Here is a 21,981-nt window from a genome sequence, read left to right as displayed (position 1 = left end):
CCGCTGGACCCCGGTTATCACTTCCACTTGCTGCATTCTTCCTGAAGGCATAGGCATATCCATAGCTGTATTCCTAGTCGTTAGTGTAAGGAATATCGCTGGTCCGGTCTTTCAGGGGGTTACTTCAGCAATCTAATTAATAAAACGCGTGGATTGCCTGATGCGCAAATTTAAGCGGCTGACTAAAGGCGCAAGTCGAACGAGTAGTCGATTTGACAGACTAGAGGACGAAAATCAAAACGCGTAGCCAACCTTGATCAAACCAAAATTCACGCCGTTATTTGGGCTCTTGATGCCACCGTTGGAGAAGTGCTGAAATTTCAGGGCAACGTCGAGATTGTTCGAGAACACGTATCCCACGCCGACATGGTCACCGAATTCAAACCGAGTCGATAGGCGTCTTCCATTGTTGTCGTAAAGCTCACTTAGATAGTGTGCGCCAATCCCAAGTTCGCCGTAAAACCCCTTGCGGTTATCGCTTTGAAAGCGCAGTACCGGAGTAATCCCGATATCGGTGATGTTCTGTCGATTGTCCCGGATGCCTTGGAACTGGTTTCCTCGCCATTGCGCCAAGGTCAAATCCCAGTAACCGCCGAGATGCATGCCGTTCGTCTTAAACCATTGCTTGTCCCATTGCCATTGAACGCCGAGCCGAGCCATTTGGGTCTTGTTTCCGGTGCCGAATTCCAATGACGCTGAATCAACCGCTGAAGCGGCAACAGGATATAAAGTCAGCAGCACAGCATAGCCGGCGAAAGCAAGACGAGCTTTTTTTATAGACGACATGAGAACTCCCTGAGTACGTGGCATGGAATTGAAAACCAATGACGAGTGTAGCGCCAATTAGCGAAACGTAATGATGGTTAAGGCAAATATGTCGCCGCAGGCAGGCCAGGAACGGTGACTCGCGTAGCGAACACGTGCCCCGAAAGCGGATACGCCGCCAATTCCTCTTTCGGCCGATTCTGGCTAACGCTGGTGATGAACAGCGTCTGCAAATCGTCCCCTCCGAAAGCAACCATGGTCGGACAGCGAACCGGCACCGGGATGGAATCAAGCAGGCGTCCATACGGAGAGATTTTGATGATGCGCGCTCCCTCATACATCGCGCACCAGTAGTTGCCCTCGCTGTCGACGGCAGCACCATCGGGCCGACCGCCATAGCTTGGTCCACGCTGTGTTTCGAACCGCATCAGTTCTCGGCCGTTTCCAAGATGCCCGGTGATGAGGTCGAAGTCATAAGACCGCACAACGTGGCTTGTGGTATCCGCATGATAAAGCGTGTGTGAGTCCGGGCTGAACGCCAGGCCATTGGAGACAGTCCCGAAATTGCCGGTCTTGGTGAGCGTTCCCTTATCGAGGCAATAGAGTGCTGCGAGCGGCTTGTCGCGCGGCTCATAAATGGTGCCGAGCCAGAAACGACCCGCGGCATCGCATTTTCCATCGTTGAAACGAGTCGTCGTCACATCATAGGGAGCGGCCATCACGGGAGAAAGCTCGCCAGTGACGCTATCGAGAAAGGCGATGCCGGAGCGCATGGCTACCACCAGGCGGCCGTCCCGGCAAAGGGCGATGCATCCTGGCTCAGACGGCAGCCTCCAGTGTTTTTCGCGTCCATCGGCCAATCGCCGTTGCCAGACGGTTTGTCCGGCGATGTCTATCCAGAAAAGCGCGTTATCCGCAGGGCGCCAAACCGGGGACTCGCCCAGCAGCATGGGAGCATCGGAGACAACGGTGAACCTGTCCATCACGGGGCCATTGAAAGCGAAATAGTGGACATTATGCTATGGCCCCGTCGCGGATGCATCGTCCTCTTCACCATAACCTTGTCCTGGGGGAGATGCTTACCGAATGTGCCACAGTCTGCTACTCTCGGGGTCCAGGCGCAAACCATAGCGCCAGGCGGAAGAGCCGCCATCGAGCACAATCCAAGAGGAGATTCATGAAAGCTTCGCCCTTACTTCGACGCTTGGCGCTTGCCGCCAGCGCTTTCTCCATCATTGCCGCTGGCAGCGTTGCCCACGCCCAGAGTGCCGCGCAGAATTATCCTAACAAGCCGATCAAGATCGTCGTGCCGTTCACCGCAGGCGGCACTACTGACATCCTGGCGCGAGCAGTGGCCTTTGAGCTCTCCAAGGCCTGGAACCAGCAGGTGGTCGTCGACAACCGCCCGGGTGCCGGCGGCAACATCGGCACCGAACTGGTGGCCAAATCCGCGCCGGACGGCTACACGCTGCTGATGGGGACGGTCGGCACCCATGGCATCAATCAGGCGCTGTATCCGAAGATGGCATTCGATCCGGTCAAGGACTTCGCGCCCGTTACCCTGGTGGCAGCAGTGCCGAATGTGCTGGTGGTGAATCCGGCCCTCGCTGAGAAGAACAACATCACCGATGTGAAGAGCTTCATCGCCTTTGCCAAGTCTCGCCCCGGCAAGCTCAACATGGCATCGAGCGGCAATGGCACTTCCATCCATCTGGCGGGCGAGCTGTTCAAGACCCAGACCAAGACCTTCATGGTGCACATCCCCTACCGCGGCTCCGCGCCGGCGGTCACCGACCTGATCGCCGGCCAAGCCGATCTGATGTTCGACAACCTGCCTTCTTCGCTGCCCTTCATCAAATCCGGCAAGTTGAAGGCCTTGGCGGTGACCAGCAGCAAACGTTCGCCGGCACTTCCCAACGTGCCTACCATTGCTGAAACCGGCGGCGAACTCGCCAACTTCGAAGCGAGCTCCTGGTTTGGAATTCTGGCGCCGGCAGGCACGCCGCCCGACATCGTGCAGAAGCTGCAGCAGGAGATCGCGAAGTCATTGAACACCCCGGCGGTCAAGGAGAAGCTGATCGGGCAGGGCGCCGACCCGGTCGGCAACACGCCGGAGCAATTTGCCGCCCATATTCAGGCCGAACTGAAAAAGTGGGCCAAGGTTGTGAAGGATTCGGGCGCCAAGGTGGACTGACACCCGATTGCGACCGGCGTCATGCCGGATCATGCCGCGAAAACGCTGACAGGGTATGCTTGCCTGTCAGCGTTTTTCTTTCCGACCCATGCAAAACAAAACTGAAAGCGCGCCGCCAACCACCGACTGGCGCGCGGTGTGGCAGCTGCTCAGGCCTTACTGGTTTTCCGACGAAAAGTGGCGCGCCCGCGGCTTGTTCTTCGTCGTGGTGGCGCTTGCCCTCGGCATGGTTTACCTCGACGTGCAGTTCAATGCCTGGAACCGCGACTTCTACAATGCCCTCGAAAACAAGAACTTCGACGTCTTCAAGGAGCAGCTATGGCGGTTTTCCTACCTTGCCTTCATCTACATCGCGGTGGCAATCTACCGCATCTACCTGATGCAGGCGCTGGAGATCCGCTGGCGTACCTGGATGACCAATCAGTACATGCAGGCGTGGCTGGATAACCAGGCCTATTACCGCATCGAGCAGGGGCGCACCGCCGACAACCCCGACCAGCGCATCGCCGAGGATCTGCAATTGATCACCAACGGCTCGCTTACCCTGTTCTTCGGATTGCTATCGAGCGTCGTGAGCCTCGCGTCTTTCGTCGGCATCCTGTGGTCGGTGAGCGGTCCATTGACCTTCATGCTGAGCGGCCGGGCGGTCACCATTCCCGGCTACATGGTGTGGTTTGCGATTGCCTATGCCGGCCTGGGTTCGCTGATCGTCTGGCGCATCGGCCGGCCTCTGGTCGCGCAAAACTTCAGCCAGCAGCGCTTCGAGGCGGATTTCCGCTTCGGCCTGATCCGCATACGCGAGAACGCCGAATCGGTGGCCCTGTATCGAGGCGAGGCGCAGGAAAGGGAACAGCTTGCAGGCCGCTTCGGCCGCATCCGCGCAAACTGGTGGAACATCATGCGCACCACCAAGCGCCTCAATCTGGCTTCCACTTTTTATTCGCAGTTCGCGGTGATCTTTCCATTTCTGGTCGGTGCGCCCCGGTATTTCGGCGGAACGATCACCCTCGGCGGTCTGATGCAGATCAGCTCCGCCTTCGGTCATGTGCAGGAAAGCCTGTCCTGGTTCATCAATGCCTTCAGTTCCCTGGCCAGCTGGAAAGCCAGCGCCAACCGGCTGGCGGGATTTCATGCCGCGGTTGACGCCGCGCGCAGGCAGGAAACAGGCATTGCCGTCACTCGCAGTTCCGCCGGCGAGATTCGCCTGAAGCAGCTCGCGCTTTCCCTGCCAGGGGGCCAAGCGCTGACGCAGGCGTTCTCCGGCGCCATGGCGCCGGGGCAGCGCATCCTCGTGACCGGGCCGTCCGGCTGCGGCAAGTCGACGCTGTTTCGCGCCATCGCCGATATCTGGCCGTATGGCACCGGCGCGGTGGAATTGCCTCGCTCCGCCGCCATGCTGTTTCTGCCGCAGCGCAGCTACCTGCCGATTGGCACCCTGCGCGAAGCCATCGCGTATCCGGCTGCCGAAACCGCTTATCAGGAGGCGGATATCCATCGCTTCCTCGACCTGTGCCGGCTGGCGCACCTGCGCGACAAGCTGGACCATGCCGACAACTGGAGCCAGCGCCTGTCGCCTGGCGAGCAGCAGCGCCTCGCTTTCGTCCGGGTGTTCCTGATGCGTCCGCAGGTACTGTTCCTCGACGAGGCCACCAGCGCCCTCGACGCCCATACCGAGGACGGGCTGTACCAAATGGTGTTGAGCGAATTGCCGCAGGCGACCGTGGTCAGCATCGCCCACCGCGAGATGGTGGCGAAGTTCCATCAGACGTCCTGGCGTTTTGTCCATGCGGTGGGAGCCGCCCAAGAAAAATCAGGCGAACCGCGCTTTGCGATTGATATTGTTCCATTGCTCGCGGAGGGCGCCGCGCGGTAAAGTCACGGCATCCGGCTGGCCGCCACCGGCAGAACAATCAAAACACTGGCCAGCCATGTCAATCAAGGGGAGAGCATTGCATCATGATCAAGCCAACGCTGTTCGCCGGCGTAGCGGCGCTGCTGACTGCCTGCGCGGCGCCGCCACAAAAGGCCGAGCCGCCGCAGGGGGCCGTCACGGGGCCAACCGTTCAGTCATCACCGCTGCAACCGGTCCGTTTTTCCGCTGACGGCGGGGCTGGCGAGCCGAAGGGATGGGAGCCGTTGGTCATCCTTCGCACCAAGAATCCGACCAATTACAAGCTGGTCCGTGAAAATGGACATACGGTCCTGCATGCGAAGGCGGTGAATGCGTCTTCCGGCCTGATCAGCAAGGTGCAGATGGACCCGGTGGCGATGCCATGGCTGCACTGGCGCTGGAAGATCAAGAGCCTCATCCAGGGCGCCGACAACCAGCTGCAGGCCAAGGAAGATTCGCCGGTGCGCATCATCCTCGGCTTCGACGGCGACAAGGACGCCCTGCCGTTCAAGGACCAGATGATGTTCGAGACGGCGAAGATGCTGACCGGACATGAAATGCCCTATGCAACCCTGATGTACATCTGGGAGAACCGGCTGCCGGTCGGCACCGTGATTCCGAGCGTGCGCAGCAGCCGGGTGAAGATGATTGTCGCCGCCAGCGGCCCCGAAGGGCTTGGCCAATGGCGCGATTTCCATCGGAACATCGTGGAAGACTTTCAGAAGGCCTTCGGCGAACAGCCCGGACAACTGGTCGGCATCGGGGTGTTGACGGATACCGACAATACCGGCGAGACCGTGGAGGCTTGGTACGGCGACATCCAGTTGCGTGACGAGCCCGCCAGCTGAGCCTGCGGCTCACTCCGAAAGGGCAAGAGCAGCGAAACTGGCCAGCCAATGCGTGCCGGCGTAGTCGCCCGCCAGTGCGTGCGGCAAGGCGGCTTGAAGGTGCGCCTCGATGGTGCCTTCGGCCGTTTCCCGCAGTGGCGACGTCAAGCTGGGCAGAAGCAGGCGCCAGCACCATGCGCGGGCCAGATTCAGTCCATCCAGATGCGCCAGCTTGGGATCGCTGCGGTCGCTGACCGGCACCGGCGCCAGCCATGCCGCCAGTTGAAGCGGCGGCGGGCAAAACTGTTCCCACCAGTCGGCGAAGTCGCAGCCATCCAGGAGGCGACACATCAACGCCGCCTCACACAGTCCTCCCGACAGGAAGTCGTCGCCGCCGGGTTCATAGGCAGCGGGATAACGTCGGTCACGGCCAAACCATTCATGTCCCTTGACGATGAGCGCCTGCCGCAGCCGCAGGTCCTGGTGCGCGCCTGCATAATCCAGCGCCAGCAGCAAGCCGAAGGCACTGTTGGCATGGATGCCGGCGCGAATGGGAAAAGTCGCCAACGGCAGAAAGTCGAGATAGCGCTGCGCAAAGGCATCGGCCAGCGGCTGCAATACGTCACGCCAGCGCTCCGCCTCCGGTTGTTCGGATGCGAGCGCGATCAGTTCCGCCTGCAGCTTCAGCAGCCAAGCCCAGCCGTAGGTGCGCTCGAAGGTACGCGCCGAAGGCCGATTCAGATAGCTTATTTCGCCGGCGATGCGGTCGGGCGTGAATTGGGTGTCGAAGGCGTTAGGGATGGCGGACGCCGCTTCTCCGGCGGCGCCGCGGCGGAGAAGCCGTGCCAGCAGCCAGTGCATGTGCACCGCCGAGTGCCAATCAAAGCTGCCGTAGAACACCGGATGCAGCTGCCGTGGCGGCTGCAGGTCGTCCGGGGAGGTCAGCACATGGTCGAGCTTGTTCGGGTACTCGCGCACGATGTTGGCGAGCGCGATGCGGGCAAATGTCGGGCCGTTGGCGGCGAGGAGGGCATGCCGGTCCGGCGGCCCGAAGGGTCGGGCGAAAAGCTCGGGCATGCTCAACCGGCGCTGCTATTGCTGGCTGGTGAGCTCAGGAAAGCCTGGGCCAGCTGCACCCAGTAAGTGGCGCCTACGGGCAGAAGATCGTCGTTGAAGTCGTAACTCGGATTGTGCAGATTGCAAGGACCGAGGCCATGGCCTTCGCCACGATGCAGCCCATCCCCATTGCCGATGAAGACATAGCAGCCGGGCTTTTCCTGCAGCATGAAGGCAAAGTCTTCCGCGCCCATGGTGGGCTCCACCTTGCTGACGACATGCTCCGCGCCGACCACCGAGCGCATCACCTCGATGGCGAACTCGGTTTCGCGCGCATGATTGATCAGCGGCGGGTAATTGCGGTGGAAATGGAAATCGATGCTGGCGTCGAAGGCGGCCGCCGTATGCGCCGCGATGCTGCGCATGCGCTCTTCCATCAGATCGAGCAGGGAGGTGGAAAACGTGCGCACGGTGCCAATCATGTTGGCTTCCGATGGAATGACGTTAGTGGCATTGCCGGCGTGAATCTGGGTGATGGAAAGCACGCCGGCTTCGAGCGGATTGCGGTTGCGGCTGACGATGGTCTGCCAACCCTGGGCAATCTGGATCGCTACCATGATGGGATCAATTCCTTTATGCGGCTGGGCCGCATGGCAGCCCTTGCCGCGGATGATCAGCTCGAACTCGTTCGACGACGCCATCATCGGGCCGGGCGTGACGGCAAAGCTGGCAGCCGGCAGCCCGGGCCAGTTGTGCATGCCGAACACCGCTTCCATTGGACATTGCTGGAACAGTCCGTCCTCGATCATCTGCCGCGCGCCGGCGCCGCCTTCTTCGGCCGGCTGGAAAATGAGATAGACGGTGCCGTCGAACTGGCCATGGTTGACGAGGTACCAGGCCGCGCCCAGCAGCATCGCCATGTGGCCGTCATGGCCGCAGGCATGCATCTTCCCGTCATGGCGGGAGACATGATCGAAGCGGTTGATCTCTTGTACCGGCAGCGCATCCATGTCCGCCCGCAGGCCAAGTGCCCTGTTGCCGTTGCCCTTGCGGATGATCCCGACCACACCGGTCTTGCCCAAACCCCGGATGACCGGGATGCCCCATTCTTCCAGCGTGCGCGCAATGACATCGGCGGTGCGCCGTTCCTCATAGGAAAGCTCGGGGTGCGCATGGAGGTCGCGCCGGATGCGCTGCAGCTGGTCGTGAAACTGGACGAGGGTGTCGCGTACCTGCATCGAGGGCTCCGTTGAATAAGGCTGCCAAATGGCCGCCGCACAAGGTCATTATATTGTGCCGACGGATAAACGCTTTCGCTACCATGATGCGCATCGGCACCGAGAGGGTGGCAAAGGGATTGCTGCTCTTACCCGTCCTGCAATAAGTTTGAACCGGCCGCAGTTTTTGCATTTCACTTCCGTCAATGTCGAAAATTTATGCGGCAAAAAAGCAGGCCCCGTGTTGACATTCGCCCTATTGACGCTGAAAAACGGAGCATTGAGAATGGGACGCGAGTACATACTTTAAATTTCGCGGGCCTTCGGCAAGGACGCGAATGGAAGACAAGACCAGTGCCCACTTCGGCGGCATGCTGGCGAGCGTAGAGCGGGCAAGCGGCTCTCTTTGTATAGCAAGTTGATCAGGCGAGACGGGTAGCGGCAGATGAAGAAATGGCGTTTGATGCTTTGCGGCGGCGTGGCGGCGATGGTGGTGGGCTGTTCACAGCTGGGATATTACGTGCAGGCGGCGCACGGGCAGCTTTCCCTGCTCTCGGAAGCCCGTCCGATCGATGAATGGCTGGCCGACCCCGGCGTGGAAGGCAAGCTGAAGAACAAGCTGTCGAAGGTGAAGGAAATCCGCGAGTTCGCGGCCAAGGAACTGGGCTTGCCGGACAACGACAGCTACAAGAATTACGCCGATCTCAAGCGGCCCTATGTGCTGTGGAACGTGGTGGCGACGGAAGAACTGTCGCTCGATCCGGTGCAGTGGTGCTTCCCGGTTGCCGGCTGCGTGAATTACCGTGGCTATTACAGCAAGGACGAGGCGCAGAACTACGCTGCCGAATTGCGTCGCCAGCGCTACGACGTCCAGGTCGGCGGGGTGCCGGCATATTCCACCCTGGGTTTCTTCAAGGACCCCGTGCTGTCCACCTTCATCAAGTATCCAGAAGGCGAGCTGGCGCGGTTGGTGTTCCATGAACTGGCGCACCAGGTGGTTTATGTACCCGGCGACTCCCGGTTCAATGAATCCTTCGCCGTTGCCGTCGAGGAAGCTGGCGTGGAGCGGTGGATGGCGAAATTCGGCAATGAGGAAATGCGCAAGGCTTATGCCGAGTGGGAAGGGCGCAAGACGGATTTTCTGGCACTGCTGATGAAGACCCGCAAGGCGCTGGAGGCGAATTACGAACGCAAGGTGAGCGACAAGGAAAAGCGCGAGCGCAAGAAGGAAATCTTTGCCCAGCTGCAGGATGAGTACAAACTGCTCAAGGCCTCCTGGGGCGGTTATAGCGGCTATGACCGCTGGTTCGCCGAGCCGTTGTCGAATGCGCATCTGGCGGCAATCGCGACTTATCAAGACTATGTGCCGGGCTTCCGCGCTATGCTGCAGAAGGAAAAATCCTTCGGCAAGTTCTACGCCGCAGTGAAGCGGCTATCCGAACTCGACAAGGATAGCCGCACCGAACAGCTTGCTCGCTTCGCCCAGCCGACGCCGATGGCATCCGGTGATGCGCTAACAACCGTGCTGCGCTAGCCGGCCATATTCGGCGTATTGAAAACAGGCCTGCGGGCCTGTTTTTTATTTCCAGCCTGCTCGGCGTGACAGGCAAGCGGCAAAAACCGAGAAACCATTCAGAAACTTCGAAAAGGCTTGCGCGCCGGCTTGGCGACCGATAGCATCTAGGCCAGAAAAAAGAATAACCGTTCGTTTTCGGACAGCCATCCAGAACCGTACAACGTCAAAGCAGGAGACCATGATGGAAAAAATCTGGCTGAATTCCTATCCGCCCGGCGTGCCGGCGACGATCGACTACACCCGCTACCGTTCGCTGGTGCATCTGCTCGAAGAATCCTTTCAGCAGTACGCCAGCCGCAATGCCTATGTCTGCATGGACAAGTTCATGACCTACCGTGAGCTTGACCAGCTTTCCTGCAAGCTGGGCGCCTGGCTGCAGGCACAGGGCTTGGCCAAAGGCGCCCGCGTCGCGGTGATGATGCCCAACATCCTCCAGTACCCAGTGGCCATGGCCGCCATCCTGCGCGCCGGTTACACGGTCGTCAACGTCAACCCGCTTTACACCGCGCGCGAACTGGAGCATCAGCTCAACGATTCCGGCGCCGAAATCATCATCATTCTTGAAAACTTTGCCACCACGCTGGAGCAGGTGATCGGACGCACTCGCATCAAGAACGTGGTGGTGGCCAGCATGGGCGACCTGCTCGGCGGCCTGAAGGGCATGATCGTCAACTTCGTGGTGCGCAATGTGAAGAAGATGGTGCCGGCCTTTTCGCTGCCGAACGCCATCCGTTTTCCGAAGGCATTGTCCGAGGGTGCCGGCATGACGCTCAAGCCGGTGGAACTGACGCACGACGACATCGCCTTCCTGCAGTACACCGGCGGCACCACCGGCGTCTCCAAGGGCGCGATGCTGACTCACCGCAATGTCATCGCCAACGTGCTGCAGACCGAAACCTGGGCCAAGCCGCTGACCGAAGCCGAACCGCGGGTGGAGTCGCTCAACATCGTTTGCGCATTGCCGCTGTATCACATCTTCGCGCTCACCGCCTGCTGCCTGTTCGGCTTGCGCACCGGCGCGATGAACATCCTGATCCCGAATCCGCGCGACATCGACGGCTTCATCAAGGAACTGTCGAAGTACAAGTTCCATATGCTGCCGGCCGTCAATACGCTGTACAACGGCCTGGTCAACCATCCGGATTTCGCCAAGCTCGACTTTTCCCAGCTGAAGGTATGCAACGGCGGCGGCATGGCGGTGCAGAAGGCGGTGAACGACAAGTGGAAGAAGGTGACCGGCCAGGTCATCCTGGAAGGCTATGGCTTGTCCGAAACCTCGCCGGTGGCAACCAGCAACCCTCCGGTGGAAGAGTTCACCGGCACCATCGGCCTGCCTGTTCCGTCGACCGAGGTCGCCATTCTCGACGATGGCGGCAACCCGCTTCCGCTCGGCCAGGCGGGCGAAATCGGCATTCGCGGCCCGCAGGTAATGGCCGGCTACTGGAACCGGCCCGATGAAACCGCCAAGGTCATGACGCCGGACGGCTTCTTCAAGACGGGCGATATCGGCGTCATGGATGAGCGCGGCTTCGTGCGCATCGTCGACCGCAAGAAGGACATGATCCTGGTCTCGGGCTTCAATGTTTATCCGAACGAGATCGAGGCGGTGGTCGCAGCGCATCCCGGCGTGCTCGAATGCGCGTGCGTCGGTGTGCCGGATGAAAACTCGGGCGAGGCGGTGAAGCTGTTCGTGGTGCGCAAGGATCCGGCGCTCACCGTGGACGTGCTGATGAACTTCTGCAAGGAGCAGTTCACCGCTTACAAGAAGCCGAAGTACATCGAGTTCCGCGATCAGCTGCCGAAGACCAATGTCGGCAAGATCCTGCGCCGTGAACTGCGAGATGAAAAGAAGGCGGCGTAAGCCGCAGCTCGGCAAGCAGGTGATCGGATTGTAAAAGCCGCCCGCATGCCGGGCGGCTTTGCTTTCTGCGTCAGTCCATGCGCTGCAAGACCGGGCGCCCGTCTTCCACCACGAAGCTGGCGATGGTCTTCTGCGAAGAGTCGGCACGGCGTACGTTGTCCAGCGCCTGGAAGCGGACTTCGATACGTGCCGGCGAGACATCCATTAACATGTAACCGCGCTTGTCGCTGCGACCGTAGCGGATATGCGGATTGTCCACCAGGTGCCGCTCGGTGCGCGCCTGCGGCCGGGAACTGGACGTAACGGATGTGCCGCAGAATTCGGTGGCAATGACCGGGTTGCCGTCGCCGGATGGCCGGTTGAAGTCGGGACGCAGCTCGGCTGCATAGAAGGTATGCACGTCGCCGGACAACATCACCGGATTGGACGGCTGGTGACGGCGCATGCTTTCGAAGAGACGCTGACGCGCAGCGGGATAGCCATCCCATCCATCGTTCCATAAGCGCTCCTCGTCATCCTTGTCCGGCGCGGTGTGGGTGCATTGCGCCATCAGCGTCTGCTGGGCAACGAAATTCCATTGCGCCTGAGAGGATGCCAGGCTATCGGCGAGCCAGCGCTCCTGCTGCGGGCCGAGCAGGGTGCGGGCCGCATCCGCCAGCTCGCCGCAGCTCCGCGTCACGATATTCGAACCGCCGGCGTTGGGCCGCTGGCAAGCTTGGTAGGAACGGTATTGACGGTCATCGAGCACGTGGAAGCGTGCCAGCCGACCCCAGTCGTAGCGGTCGTAGATCTGCAAGTGGGCGAAGCGCAGCGGACCTTCGCCCATCCTCGGCAGCCGTATCGGCATGTGCTCGTAGAACGCCTGATAGGCGGCGGCGCGGCGCGCGAGAAAATCGGCGCTGCGCATTTCGTCGCGGTCATTGGCGTAGTCGTTGGCGACTTCGTGATCATCCCAGGTAATGATCCAGGGCGCGGCCAGATGCGCCGCCTGCAGATTCGGATCAGACTTGTACTGTGCATAACGGGCACGGTAGTCATCGAGCGTCAGGGTTTCATGGCTGCGCCGGCGCGGCGCCGCCGGATGCGCCAGTTCATACGCGCCCCATTCATAGATGTAGTCCCCGAGGAACAGCACCACGTCGGGCGACGCCGCCGCGATATGCCGATGCGCGGCGTAGTGCCCGAATTCCCAATGCTGGCACGAGGCGATGGCCAGCCGGAGCTTGTCATGGGCGGTCTGCGGGGCGGGCGCGGTGCGGGTGCGCCCGGTGGGACTGACCGCATCGCCCAGCATGAAGCGGTACCAGTACCAGCGGTCCGGCTGCAGACCCGCCACGTCGACATGCACGCTGTGCGCCAGCTCCGGCAGTGCCGTCGTGCTGCCGGCGGCCACGATGTGCCGGAAGGCCTCATCCCCGGCCAGCTCCCATCGCACCGGCACGGGCAAGGGATCGAGTGGGTGCGCGTTCAACGGATCCGGCAGGATGCGGGTCCAGAGCACGATGCTGTCGGCACGCGGCGAGCCGGAAGCCACGCCAAGGCTGAACGGATAGTCGAGCGTCCGCGCCAGGATGAGTCCAGGGACCGAGACGGAAGCGGCCGTCAGTGATGCGAGGCGCGTGGCGTGGCGCAGGAAGCAGCGGCGGTCTATTGGCATGCGGAAGGAAACCGGCTAGTTCGTATTTTTAAACGCAGAAATTCCTGCGCCTGCCTATGCCTTCATGACGGCTTCATTTACTGTGGCAGGCAGGGGCGGGATGGGGCGCGGCTTGCGGTTCTCATCGGTGGCGACATAGGTCAGCGTCGCCTCGGTCACTTTCACCGTTTCCGACTGCAGGCGATTGCGCTCGGCATAGACCTCGACATTCACCGTGATCGAGGTATTGCCCACTTTGACCACTTCGGCATAAAAGGAAAGCAGGTCGCCGACGAATACCGGCTGCTTGAACAGGAAGGAGTTGACGGCAATCGTCGCCACCCGGCCATTGGCGCGCCGAACCGCGGGCAGGGAGCCGGCGATGTCGACCTGGGCCATGATCCAGCCGCCGAAGACATCGCCATGGACGTTGGCATCGGCCGGCATGGGCATCACCCGCAGTTCCGGCATTTTTCCGTGGGGCAGCTTGGTCTGGTGGTGGGCGCTCATTTTTCCCTTTCGGCTGGTTTGCGGACGCTGGGCTACAATCGAGAAGCCTCAGCATAAACCATCCTGCCACTGCCCTCTATGCGACGTTACTCAGTTTCATCCCCGGAGCCTGCCGCCAATCAAGGCACGCGCAATGATTGGGCCACGTTGAAGACCCTGTTTCCGTATCTGTGGGCTTACAAGTGGCGCATGCTGCTGGCCCTGATGTTCCTGATCGGCGCCAAGCTGGCCAATGTCGGCGTGCCGCTGCTGCTGAAGGAACTGGTGGACCGCATGACCATCACGCCGGACCATCCGCGGGCGCTGCTGGTGCTGCCGCTCGGCATCCTGATTGCCTACGGCCTGCTGCGCCTGAGCACCACCATGTTTACCGAGCTGCGCGAATTCGTATTCGCCAAGGTGACGCAGCGGGCAGTGCGTACCATCGCGCTGAAGGTGTTCCGGCATCTGCATGCGCTGTCGCTGCGCTTCCACCTCAACCGCCAGACCGGCGGCATGACGCGCGACATGGAGCGGGGTACGCGCGGCATTTCCTCGCTGGTGTCCTACACCCTATACAGCATCCTGCCGACGCTGGTGGAGATCAGCCTGGTGATCGGCTACCTCTTCCTGCACTACGACAAGTGGTTCGCCCTGATTGCCGTCGTGGCGCTGCTGCTCTACATCGGCTTCACCGTGGCGGTGACCGAATGGCGTACCCATTTCCGCCGCACCATGAACGACCTCGATTCCCGCGCCAATACCCGGGCAGTCGATTCGCTGATCAACTACGAGACGGTGAAGTATTTCGGCAACGAGGACTTCGAAGCCCAGCGCTATGATCAAAGCCTGAAGACCTGGGAGACCGCTGCGGTCAAATCGCAGACCTCGCTGTCGCTGCTCAATACCGGGCAGTCGGCGATCATTGCCATCGCCGTCACCCTGATCCTGTGGCGCGCTACCCAGGGCGTCATCGACGGCACCATGTCGCTCGGCGATCTGGTGCTGGTCAACGCCTTCATGATCCAGCTCTACATTCCGCTCAACTTCCTCGGGGTGATCTACCGCGAGATCAAGCAAAGCCTGGCCGACATGGAGCGCCTGTTCGGCCTGCTCGATCAGCATCGGGAAGTGGCCGATGCGCCGACTGCCCAGCCGCTGCAGGTGCATGGCGCGGAGGTCCGGTTCAGCAAGGTCAACTTCAGCTATGAGGCCAAGCGCCAGATTCTGTTCGACGTCGACTTCGCCATTCCCGCCGGCACGACGACGGCAGTGGTGGGGCACAGCGGTTCGGGCAAGTCGACCCTGTCGCGCCTGCTGTTCCGCTTTTACGACGTCAACGACGGCGGCATCAGCATCGATGGCCAGGACCTGCGCAGCGTCACCCAGGCTTCGCTGCGCAAGGCGATCGGCATCGTGCCGCAGGACACGGTGCTGTTCAACGACACCATCGAGTACAACATCGCCTACGGCAGGCCGGGCGCGACCCGCGAGCAGATCGTCGCCGTGGCGAAGGCGGCCTATATCCATGACTTCATCGAGAGCCTGCCGGATGGCTACGCGACCATGGTCGGCGAACGCGGCCTGAAGCTGTCGGGCGGGGAAAAGCAGCGCGTCGCCATTGCCCGGACGCTGCTGAAGGATCCCGCCATCCTCATCTTCGATGAAGCCACCTCGGCGCTGGATTCCCGTTCCGAGCAGGCAATCCAAGCCCAGCTCAAGGAAATCGCCAGGAATCGGACGACCCTGGTCATTGCGCATCGACTGTCCACGATTGCCGACGCAGCGCAAATCCTGGTGCTGGACCATGGCCGCATCATCGAGCGCGGCACCCATGCCGAGCTGCTGGGACGAGATGGCGCTTATGCGCAGATGTGGGCACGGCAGCAGGCGCGCCGCGACGAAGGATCGGGGTCGCCCGGGTCGGCTGACGCGGCGCGTCCGGCGGCGGCCTGAGCCGGCCCATCCTTGCGCTTTCCGCTTTGCCTGCAGCAGCCAATCTCACTATGATGTCGAGATGGAAAGCAAATGGTTGGAAGACTTCATCTCGCTCGCTGAAACCCGCAGTTTCAGCCGCTCCGCAGAACTGCGCCATGTGACGCAGCCGGCGTTCTCGCGCCGCATCCAGTCGCTGGAAGCGTGGCTCGGCGCCGACCTGATCGACCGCACCTCGTATCCGACCCGCCTGACGCCGGCCGGCGAAGTGTTCTACGAGCAGGCGCTGGAAATGCTGGGACAGATCAGCAACGCCAGGGCACTCCTGCGCGGCAAGCGGCCGACGGCGCAAAGCACGATCGATTTCGCCGTGCCGCATACGCTGTCCCTGACCTATATGCCGAAATGGGTCACTGAACTGGAGCAGCGCTTCGGCGCTTTCAACAGCCGTCTGATGGCGCTCAACGTGCATGATGCGGTGATGACGATGGTGGAGGGCGGCTGCGACCTGCTGCTGTGCTATCACCATCCGCGTCAGCCGGTACAGCTCGATGCCAGCCGCTACGACATGATCCTGCTCGGCAGCGAGACGCTGCGCGCCTACTCCCGTTGCGACAAGACCGGAGAACCGGATTTTCTGTTGCCAGGCACCCCGGATCATCCCCTGCCATTCCTGTCCTACACCAGCAACGCCTATCTCGGTCGGATGGTGGAACTCATCCTGGCCGACACCGACAAGCCGCTGTATCTCGACAAACGGTACGAAACCGACATGGCGGAAGGCTTGAAGATGATGGCGCTGGAAGGCCATGGCGTGGCTTTCCTGCCGCAGTCGGCGGTGGTGCGGGAAGTGCGCGCCAAGCATCTGTCGCGCGCCGATGCCGGCCAGACGGATTGGGAGGTCAACATGGAAATCCGGCTTTACCGTGAACGGCCTACCGCCCAGCGACCGGGCAAGCCCATCGTTTCCCGCCTTTGGGACTATCTGCGACAGGAAATCGAGGATGCTCGTGTCCCGGTTCGCCGCAGAGGCGGATAGAACCTTGGCTTTACTGTCAAATTTGATGTCTTGAGCGATCCGCTTTCATTATGAAAGAACGCAGTACACGGAATGAATTCGGTTGGCTCGGTCAGCCCTTTGTCCTAATGCAAATAAGTCATACATTTTTTGCATAGTTGCATGCTTACAAAGCATTGGATTGGACTTGTCAGGTTGTCCTAGCATCCGAAGTATCGACGAGTCCAGTGTATGGCTCGTCTCCAACGAGGAGCAATTCGCATGAGCAGCCAGCATCAGATTCCGTCTTATCTCGTCCCCCACGACATTGGTCCCTGGGGAGTCTATCTCGAGCAGATCGACCGCGTGACGCCGTATCTCGGCGGCTTGGCCCGCTGGGTCGAAACCCTGAAGCGTCCCAAGCGCATTCTGATCGTCGACGTGCCGATCGAGCGCGATGACGGCACCATTGCCCACTTCGAGGGTTACCGGGTCCAGCACAACACGTCGCGCGGCCCCGGCAAGGGCGGGGTGCGCTTCCATCAAGACGTGACCCTGTCGGAAGTCATGGCGCTCTCTGCCTGGATGACGGTCAAAAATGCTGCGGTCAATGTTCCCTACGGCGGCGCCAAGGGCGGCATCCGGGTGGATCCCAAGCTGCTATCGCAAGGCGAGCTGCAGCGGATCACGCGCCGCTATACGAGCGAGATCAATATCATCATCGGTCCGAACAAGGACATTCCGGCACCGGACGTCAACACCAACGAGAAAGTGATGGCGTGGATGATGGATACCTATTCCATGAACCAGGGCAGCACCGCCACCGGCGTCGTCACCGGCAAGCCGATTTCGCTCGGCGGCAGCCTCGGGCGGCAGGAGGCCACCGGACGCGGCGTATTTGTGGTCGGCTGCGAGGCGGCTGCCAAGCGTGGGCTCGACATCGCCGGCGCCAAGGTGGCAGTACAAGGTTTCGGCAATGTAGGCGGCGTGGCGGCGCGCCTTTTCACCGAAGCCGGCGCCAAGGTGGTAGCCGTGCAGGACCATGCGGCCACAGTAATACATGAAGGCGGACTAGACATCACTGCTCTGCAAGAGCATGTGGCCCGCCATGGCAGCGTAGCCGGTTTCCCGGGCGGAGAATTTCTGAAGGAAAGAGACGATTTTTGGGGCATCGACTGCGACATCCTGGTGCCTGCTGCACTGGAACAGCAGATCACAACGGAAAATGCGAGTCGGATTCGGGCCAGCATCATTCTCGAAGGCGCCAATGGCCCCACCACCCCGGCGGCGGATGACATCCTCAAGGAGAAGAACGTTCTGGTGGTGCCGGACGTGATCGCCAATGCCGGCGGCGTCACGGTCAGCTACTTCGAATGGGTGCAGGACTTTTCAAGCTTCTTCTGGACCGAGGATGAAATCAATCTGCGTCTGACGCGCATCATGCGCGAAGCGTTTGCCGCGGTCTGGCAAATTGCGTCGGACAAGAGGGTGTCCCTGCGCACAGCCGCCTTTATTGTGGGATGTACCAGAGTGCTCCAGGCGCGGGAGATGCGTGGGCTTTATCCATGAATCTTTTCATTTCATGGCTTCCGGCGAGAGGTCTGCCTTTGGCACGGATGTTGCTTTTCGGAAAACATTGGGTCAATTCGAAAGCTTTCATGCAGCCAAAATCTGGAAAGAACCTCGGTGGCACTTTTGTCCCTTACCGCATTTTCATGCTTTTGCTTAACCCATCACTGGAGCGTTTCCGGGATTTAGACGCTTAGACCAATCACATACCCGAAGGCCCTATTGGTTATTGAAGGGTATGTGCTGGGCTCGATCGGCCTGTCCCGGGTTACTGCCCCTATCCCGCATTAGAGGATTTCTTCGGTTTCAATCCCCGGTTCAACACCTTGCGGATGTAGTGCCGAATTTCAACCTCCCCTGAGAACGAATTCTTAAGTCAATGCATAGTGCCTTGCTAAATTGCGCGTTGCGTCTTGCGTTTTGACAGGCATAATCAAAAATACACGTTGGAATTGAAACGGGCGGTAAATCATATGATCCAAAGATTCAAGATTTTGATTGCGCTATAACATTATTATTCTGCAACATGGATTTGGTACACTAACCCAGCTTTTCTTACGGAGATAATATGAAACTTGCTAAATTGTTTGTGGCGTTTGTAGGTGCTGGGTTGCTTAGTGGCGCAGCGATGGCTCAAGAGTCCGGCACGCTAAAGAAAATCAAAGATTCGGGCACCATCACCCTCGGAGTCCGCGATTCCTCGATCCCGTTCTCCTACCTGGATGACAAGCAGTCGTACCAAGGCTATTCGATCGACCTGTGCATGAAGATCGTTTCGGCAGTTCAAAAGCAACTCGGCCTGACCGCCCTGAATGTGAAGATGAACCCGGTCACCTCCGCCACACGTATTCCGCTGATGGCCAATGGCACCATTGATCTCGAGTGCGGCTCCACCACCAACAATCTTGAGCGCCAGAAGCAAGTCGCTTTCGCGCCGACCACCTTCGTTACTGCGAACCGTTTGCTGGCTAAGAAGAGCGCAAGCATCAAGTCGCTCAACGACATGAAGGGCAAGACCCTGGTGTCCACCGCTGGTACCTCCAACCTGAAGCAGGTCACCACCCTGAATGGCGAGCGCAACTTGGGCATGAACATCATGGCGGCCAAGGACCATGCCGAAGCCTTCCTGATGGTGGAAACCGGCCGCGCCGTTGCCTTTGCCATGGATGACATCCTGCTCGCGTCGCTGGCGGCGAGTTCCAAGAATCCGACGGATTACTCGATCACCGAGGAAGCTTTGTCGGTGGAGCCGTATGGCATCATGCTGCGCCGCGAAGATCCGGAGTTCAAGAAAGCGGTGGACACCGCGATCGCCAATGTCTTCAAATCAGGCGAGATCAACCGTATTTATAACAAGTGGTTCCTGTCGCCGATTCCGCCGAAAAACGTCAACCTGAACGTGCCGATGAGCGCCCAATTGAAAGCGGCCATCGCCAAGCCGACCGATTCAGGAGATCCGGTAGCCTACACGACCAAATAAGGTCTTCCCGGCTGCAAAGGAAAACGGGGGGCTTTGCCTCCCGTTTTCCTTATGTGGACGGATAGTATTCTCATCCGCAAGAAGACATCGGAATCATTTCAGCCGAAGTATTAGCTTTCTTAATATACTCGGAGCATCGCAGCAGCGTTCGCAAGCCCAGATTCAATAAAAGGTCGAGAAAATGAATTACAACTGGAACTGGCGTATTTTCTGGGAGCCATCCCCCGATGGTGCCGGCACTTACATGGACACACTATGGTCAGGCCTTATCTGGACTCTGGCCACGGCGATGAGCGCCTGGATCATGGCGCTCATCCTTGGTGCGCTGATCGGCACCCTGCGCACCCTCCCCAACAAGGGATTGGCACGGTTGGGCAATGCCTATGTCGAACTGTTCCGCAACATACCGCTGCTGGTGCAGATGTTTCTCTGGTATTTCGTCATGCCGGAACTACTGCCTGCTTCCATCGGCGATTGGCTAAAGTCGCTGCCGAACGCGCCCTTCGTCACTGCCGTCATCTGCCTTGGCTTCTTTACCTCCTCCCGAGTCGCGGTGCAGGTCTCGGCAGGCATTCTTTCGTTACCGCGCGGCCAGCGCATGGCCGGCACGGCCCTCGGCTTGACCCTAGGCCAGACTTACCGCTATGTACTGCTGCCGATGGCGTTCCGAATCGTCATCCCGCCCCTGACGAGCGAATTTCTCAATATCATCAAAAACAGTGCTGTTGCTTTGACCATTGGATTGATGGAACTGACCGCGCGTGCGCGATCGATGCAGGAGTTTTCCTTCCAGGTCTTTGAAGCCTTTACGGCGGCAACCATCATTTACATCGTGGTCAACATCCTCGTCGTGAACTTGATGCGCGTCCTCGAAAAGAGAGTGGCCGTACCGGGCTTCATTACCACTGGCACTGGAACGGGAGGCCACTGACATGTTCAGCAATTTCGATTTCGACGTCATTCAACGGTCCTGGGTCTACCTGTTTCAAACGGGGATGGTATTTACGCTGCAGCTAACCGCCATGGCCATGGTTGGTGGCATTATCCTGGGGACGATGCTCGCAATGATGCGATTGTCGAGCAACCGGCTTGTCTCCGGCATTGCTACCTCCTATGTCAATCTGATCCGCTCGATTCCGCTGGTGCTCGTCATCTTTTGGTTCTATTTCCTCGTGCCGTATATCGGAGCCTGGATCATCGGCGCAAACGAACCTATCAAGGTGGGGGCCTTCACCTCCTCGCTCATTACCTTCATCCTGTTCGAGGCGGCCTACTATTGCGAGATCATGCGCGCCGGCATCCAGTCGATTCCGAGAGGGCAGGTGTGGGCCGGCTATGCACTGGGCATGAACTACTGGCAGACCATGGGCAATATCGTGCTGCCGCAGGCTTTCCGGAACATGATTCCGGTGTTGCTGACCCAGACCATTGTGTTGTTTCAGGACGTGTCGCTCGTGTATGTGCTCTCCATCACCGACTTTGTCGGCGCTGCCTCGAAGGTGGCCCAGCGCGACGGTCGTCTGGTGGAAATGTACCTTTTCGTAGCGCTCGTCTACTTCATCCTTTGCTTCGGCCTGTCGCTTCTGGTGAAACGGCTGCAGCAGCGGGTTGCGATCATCCGCTAAGCGGGCAATCCGCAGTCCTAGATAGAGAGATAACCTAAATAGCAAGGCCGCTGGGAGAAAACATGATTGATATCAAGAACGTAAGCAAATGGTACGGCAACTTCCAAGTGTTGACCGACTGCTCGACGAGCGTCAAAAAGGGGGATGTCGTCGTAGTCTGCGGTCCTTCCGGATCGGGGAAATCGACGCTGATCAAAACGGTGAACGGACTCGAACCCTTCCAGAAGGGGGAAATTACAGTTGACGGTATTTCGGTTGGCGATCCCAAGACCAATCTATCCAAGCTTCGGGCCCGCATCGGCATGGTGTTTCAGAACTTCGAGCTCTTCCCTCACCTGACCATCCGTCAGAATCTCACGCTCGGTCAGATCAAGGTGCTGGGCCGCAGCGAGGAGGAAGCCACTGCCAAGGGGTTGAAGTACCTGGAACGGGTCGGACTGCTATCCCAGCAGGACAAGTTCCCCGGGCAGCTGTCTGGCGGGCAGCAGCAACGTGTCGCAATTGCCAGGGCGCTCTCCATGGATCCGATCGCCATGCTGTTCGATGAGCCGACTTCGGCGCTGGACCCGGAAATGATCAATGAGGTGCTTGATGTCATGGTCGGCTTGGCGCAGGAAGGAATGACCATGATGGTCGTGACGCACGAAATGGGGTTTGCCCGGCGCGTGGCAAACCACATCATCTTCATGGATAAGGGAATAATCGTGGAAAATTGCACCAAGGATGAGTTCTTTGGTACGACCCGGTCCGACCGTGCACGCGATTTCCTGGCGAAGATCATCCACTGACCTTCGCTATTCTTTGAGTTCAGGGAAACTGCCCGTTCAGCAACGGGCAGTTTTTTGTCGCCTTTTTCTTGCGTA

19 protein-coding genes are annotated in these 21,981 nt (G+C 59.7%); 13 read left to right on the top strand and 6 right to left on the bottom strand.

Going from position 1 to position 21,981, the window contains the following annotated elements; translation table 11 throughout:
• Positions 1-234: 234 nt before the first annotated feature.
• Together CHB88_RS21125 and CHB88_RS21120 are read right to left on the bottom strand one after the other, a co-directional pair.
• Positions 235-786, bottom strand: a complete 552-nt coding sequence (locus CHB88_RS21125; protein ID WP_089401332.1) for an acyloxyacyl hydrolase — start codon at positions 784-786, stop codon at positions 235-237.
• A 77-nt stretch (positions 787-863) separates the two neighbouring features.
• On the bottom strand, positions 864-1,748 hold the full coding sequence (locus tag CHB88_RS21120) for an SMP-30/gluconolactonase/LRE family protein (protein ID WP_089401331.1): 885 nt from the start codon (positions 1,746-1,748) through the stop codon (positions 864-866).
• 194 nt (positions 1,749-1,942) lie between these two features.
• Here CHB88_RS21120 and CHB88_RS21115 point away from each other — a divergent pair, with 194 nt between their 5' ends.
• The 3 genes from CHB88_RS21115 to CHB88_RS21105 all read left to right on the top strand — a co-directional run bounded on the left by CHB88_RS21115 (position 1,943) and on the right by CHB88_RS21105 (position 5,698).
• Positions 1,943-2,959, top strand: a complete 1,017-nt coding sequence (locus CHB88_RS21115) for a Bug family tripartite tricarboxylate transporter substrate binding protein (protein WP_089401330.1) — start codon at positions 1,943-1,945, stop codon at positions 2,957-2,959.
• An 88-nt stretch (positions 2,960-3,047) separates the two neighbouring features.
• Complete coding sequence (locus CHB88_RS21110) at positions 3,048-4,832, top strand: ABC transporter ATP-binding protein/permease (RefSeq protein WP_089401329.1); 1,785 nt, start codon at positions 3,048-3,050, stop codon at positions 4,830-4,832.
• 83 nt (positions 4,833-4,915) lie between these two features.
• A complete protein-coding gene (locus CHB88_RS21105; RefSeq protein ID WP_089401328.1) occupies positions 4,916-5,698 on the top strand; it encodes a DUF3047 domain-containing protein in 783 nt (260 codons plus the stop codon).
• Between the two features lie 9 nt (positions 5,699-5,707).
• On the opposite strand, the gene CHB88_RS21100 is transcribed toward CHB88_RS21105, so the two are convergent.
• Positions 5,708-6,754, bottom strand: coding sequence for a DUF2891 domain-containing protein (locus tag CHB88_RS21100; RefSeq protein ID WP_089401327.1), 1,047 nt, complete (start codon positions 6,752-6,754; stop codon positions 5,708-5,710).
• Positions 6,755-6,756: 2 nt separating this feature from the next.
• Positions 6,757-7,971, bottom strand: a complete 1,215-nt coding sequence (locus tag CHB88_RS21095) for a M20 aminoacylase family protein (protein ID WP_089401326.1) — start codon at positions 7,969-7,971, stop codon at positions 6,757-6,759.
• A 28-nt stretch (positions 7,972-7,999) separates the two neighbouring features.
• Here CHB88_RS21095 and CHB88_RS24840 point away from each other — a divergent pair, with 28 nt between their 5' ends.
• The 3 genes from CHB88_RS24840 (at position 8,000) to CHB88_RS21085 (ending at position 11,387) form a co-directional block, all read left to right on the top strand.
• Positions 8,000-8,260, top strand: coding sequence for a hypothetical protein (locus CHB88_RS24840; protein ID WP_143131400.1), 261 nt, complete (start codon positions 8,000-8,002; stop codon positions 8,258-8,260).
• A gap of 135 nt (positions 8,261-8,395) precedes the next feature.
• Entirely contained in the window at positions 8,396-9,484 is a 1,089-nt protein-coding gene (locus CHB88_RS21090; protein ID WP_245845127.1) for an aminopeptidase, read from the top strand.
• 223 nt (positions 9,485-9,707) lie between these two features.
• The gene (locus CHB88_RS21085; protein WP_089401325.1) at positions 9,708-11,387 is read left to right on the top strand and encodes a long-chain-fatty-acid--CoA ligase; all 1,680 of its coding nucleotides are present in this window, start codon (positions 9,708-9,710) and stop codon (positions 11,385-11,387) included.
• A 70-nt stretch (positions 11,388-11,457) separates the two neighbouring features.
• On the opposite strand, the gene CHB88_RS21080 is transcribed toward CHB88_RS21085, so the two are convergent.
• Positions 11,458-13,044, bottom strand: a complete 1,587-nt coding sequence (locus CHB88_RS21080) for an alkaline phosphatase D family protein (protein WP_089401324.1) — start codon at positions 13,042-13,044, stop codon at positions 11,458-11,460.
• Between the two features lie 54 nt (positions 13,045-13,098).
• A complete protein-coding gene (locus tag CHB88_RS21075) occupies positions 13,099-13,533 on the bottom strand; it encodes an acyl-CoA thioesterase (RefSeq protein WP_089401323.1) in 435 nt (144 codons plus the stop codon).
• 78 nt (positions 13,534-13,611) lie between these two features.
• Between CHB88_RS21075 and CHB88_RS21070 the strand changes: the two genes are divergently transcribed.
• The 7 genes from CHB88_RS21070 (at position 13,612) to CHB88_RS21040 (ending at position 21,906) form a co-directional block, all read left to right on the top strand.
• Positions 13,612-15,468, top strand: a complete 1,857-nt coding sequence (locus CHB88_RS21070) for an ABCB family ABC transporter ATP-binding protein/permease (protein WP_089401322.1) — start codon at positions 13,612-13,614, stop codon at positions 15,466-15,468.
• Positions 15,469-15,529: 61 nt separating this feature from the next.
• Complete coding sequence (locus CHB88_RS21065) at positions 15,530-16,486, top strand: LysR family transcriptional regulator (protein ID WP_089401321.1); 957 nt, start codon at positions 15,530-15,532, stop codon at positions 16,484-16,486.
• 240 nt (positions 16,487-16,726) lie between these two features.
• Positions 16,727-18,013: a Glu/Leu/Phe/Val family dehydrogenase gene (locus tag CHB88_RS21060; RefSeq protein ID WP_089401320.1), complete on the top strand. Its 1,287-nt coding sequence runs from the start codon at positions 16,727-16,729 to the stop codon at positions 18,011-18,013.
• 568 nt (positions 18,014-18,581) lie between these two features.
• Positions 18,582-19,493, top strand: a complete 912-nt coding sequence (locus CHB88_RS21055) for an amino acid ABC transporter substrate-binding protein (RefSeq protein WP_089401319.1) — start codon at positions 18,582-18,584, stop codon at positions 19,491-19,493.
• Between the two features lie 181 nt (positions 19,494-19,674).
• A complete protein-coding gene (locus CHB88_RS21050) occupies positions 19,675-20,424 on the top strand; it encodes an amino acid ABC transporter permease (protein WP_089401318.1) in 750 nt (249 codons plus the stop codon).
• A gap of 1 nt (position 20,425) precedes the next feature.
• Positions 20,426-21,118, top strand: a complete 693-nt coding sequence (locus CHB88_RS21045) for an amino acid ABC transporter permease (RefSeq protein ID WP_089401317.1) — start codon at positions 20,426-20,428, stop codon at positions 21,116-21,118.
• Positions 21,119-21,180: 62 nt separating this feature from the next.
• On the top strand, positions 21,181-21,906 hold the full coding sequence (locus CHB88_RS21040; protein WP_089401316.1) for an amino acid ABC transporter ATP-binding protein: 726 nt from the start codon (positions 21,181-21,183) through the stop codon (positions 21,904-21,906).
• Positions 21,907-21,981: the final 75 nt, after the last annotated feature.

Source organism: Noviherbaspirillum humi (assembly GCF_900188095.1).
Classification (GTDB): domain Bacteria; phylum Pseudomonadota; class Gammaproteobacteria; order Burkholderiales; family Burkholderiaceae_D; genus Noviherbaspirillum; species Noviherbaspirillum humi.
This window is presented reverse-complemented; position numbering and strand designations above follow the sequence as displayed.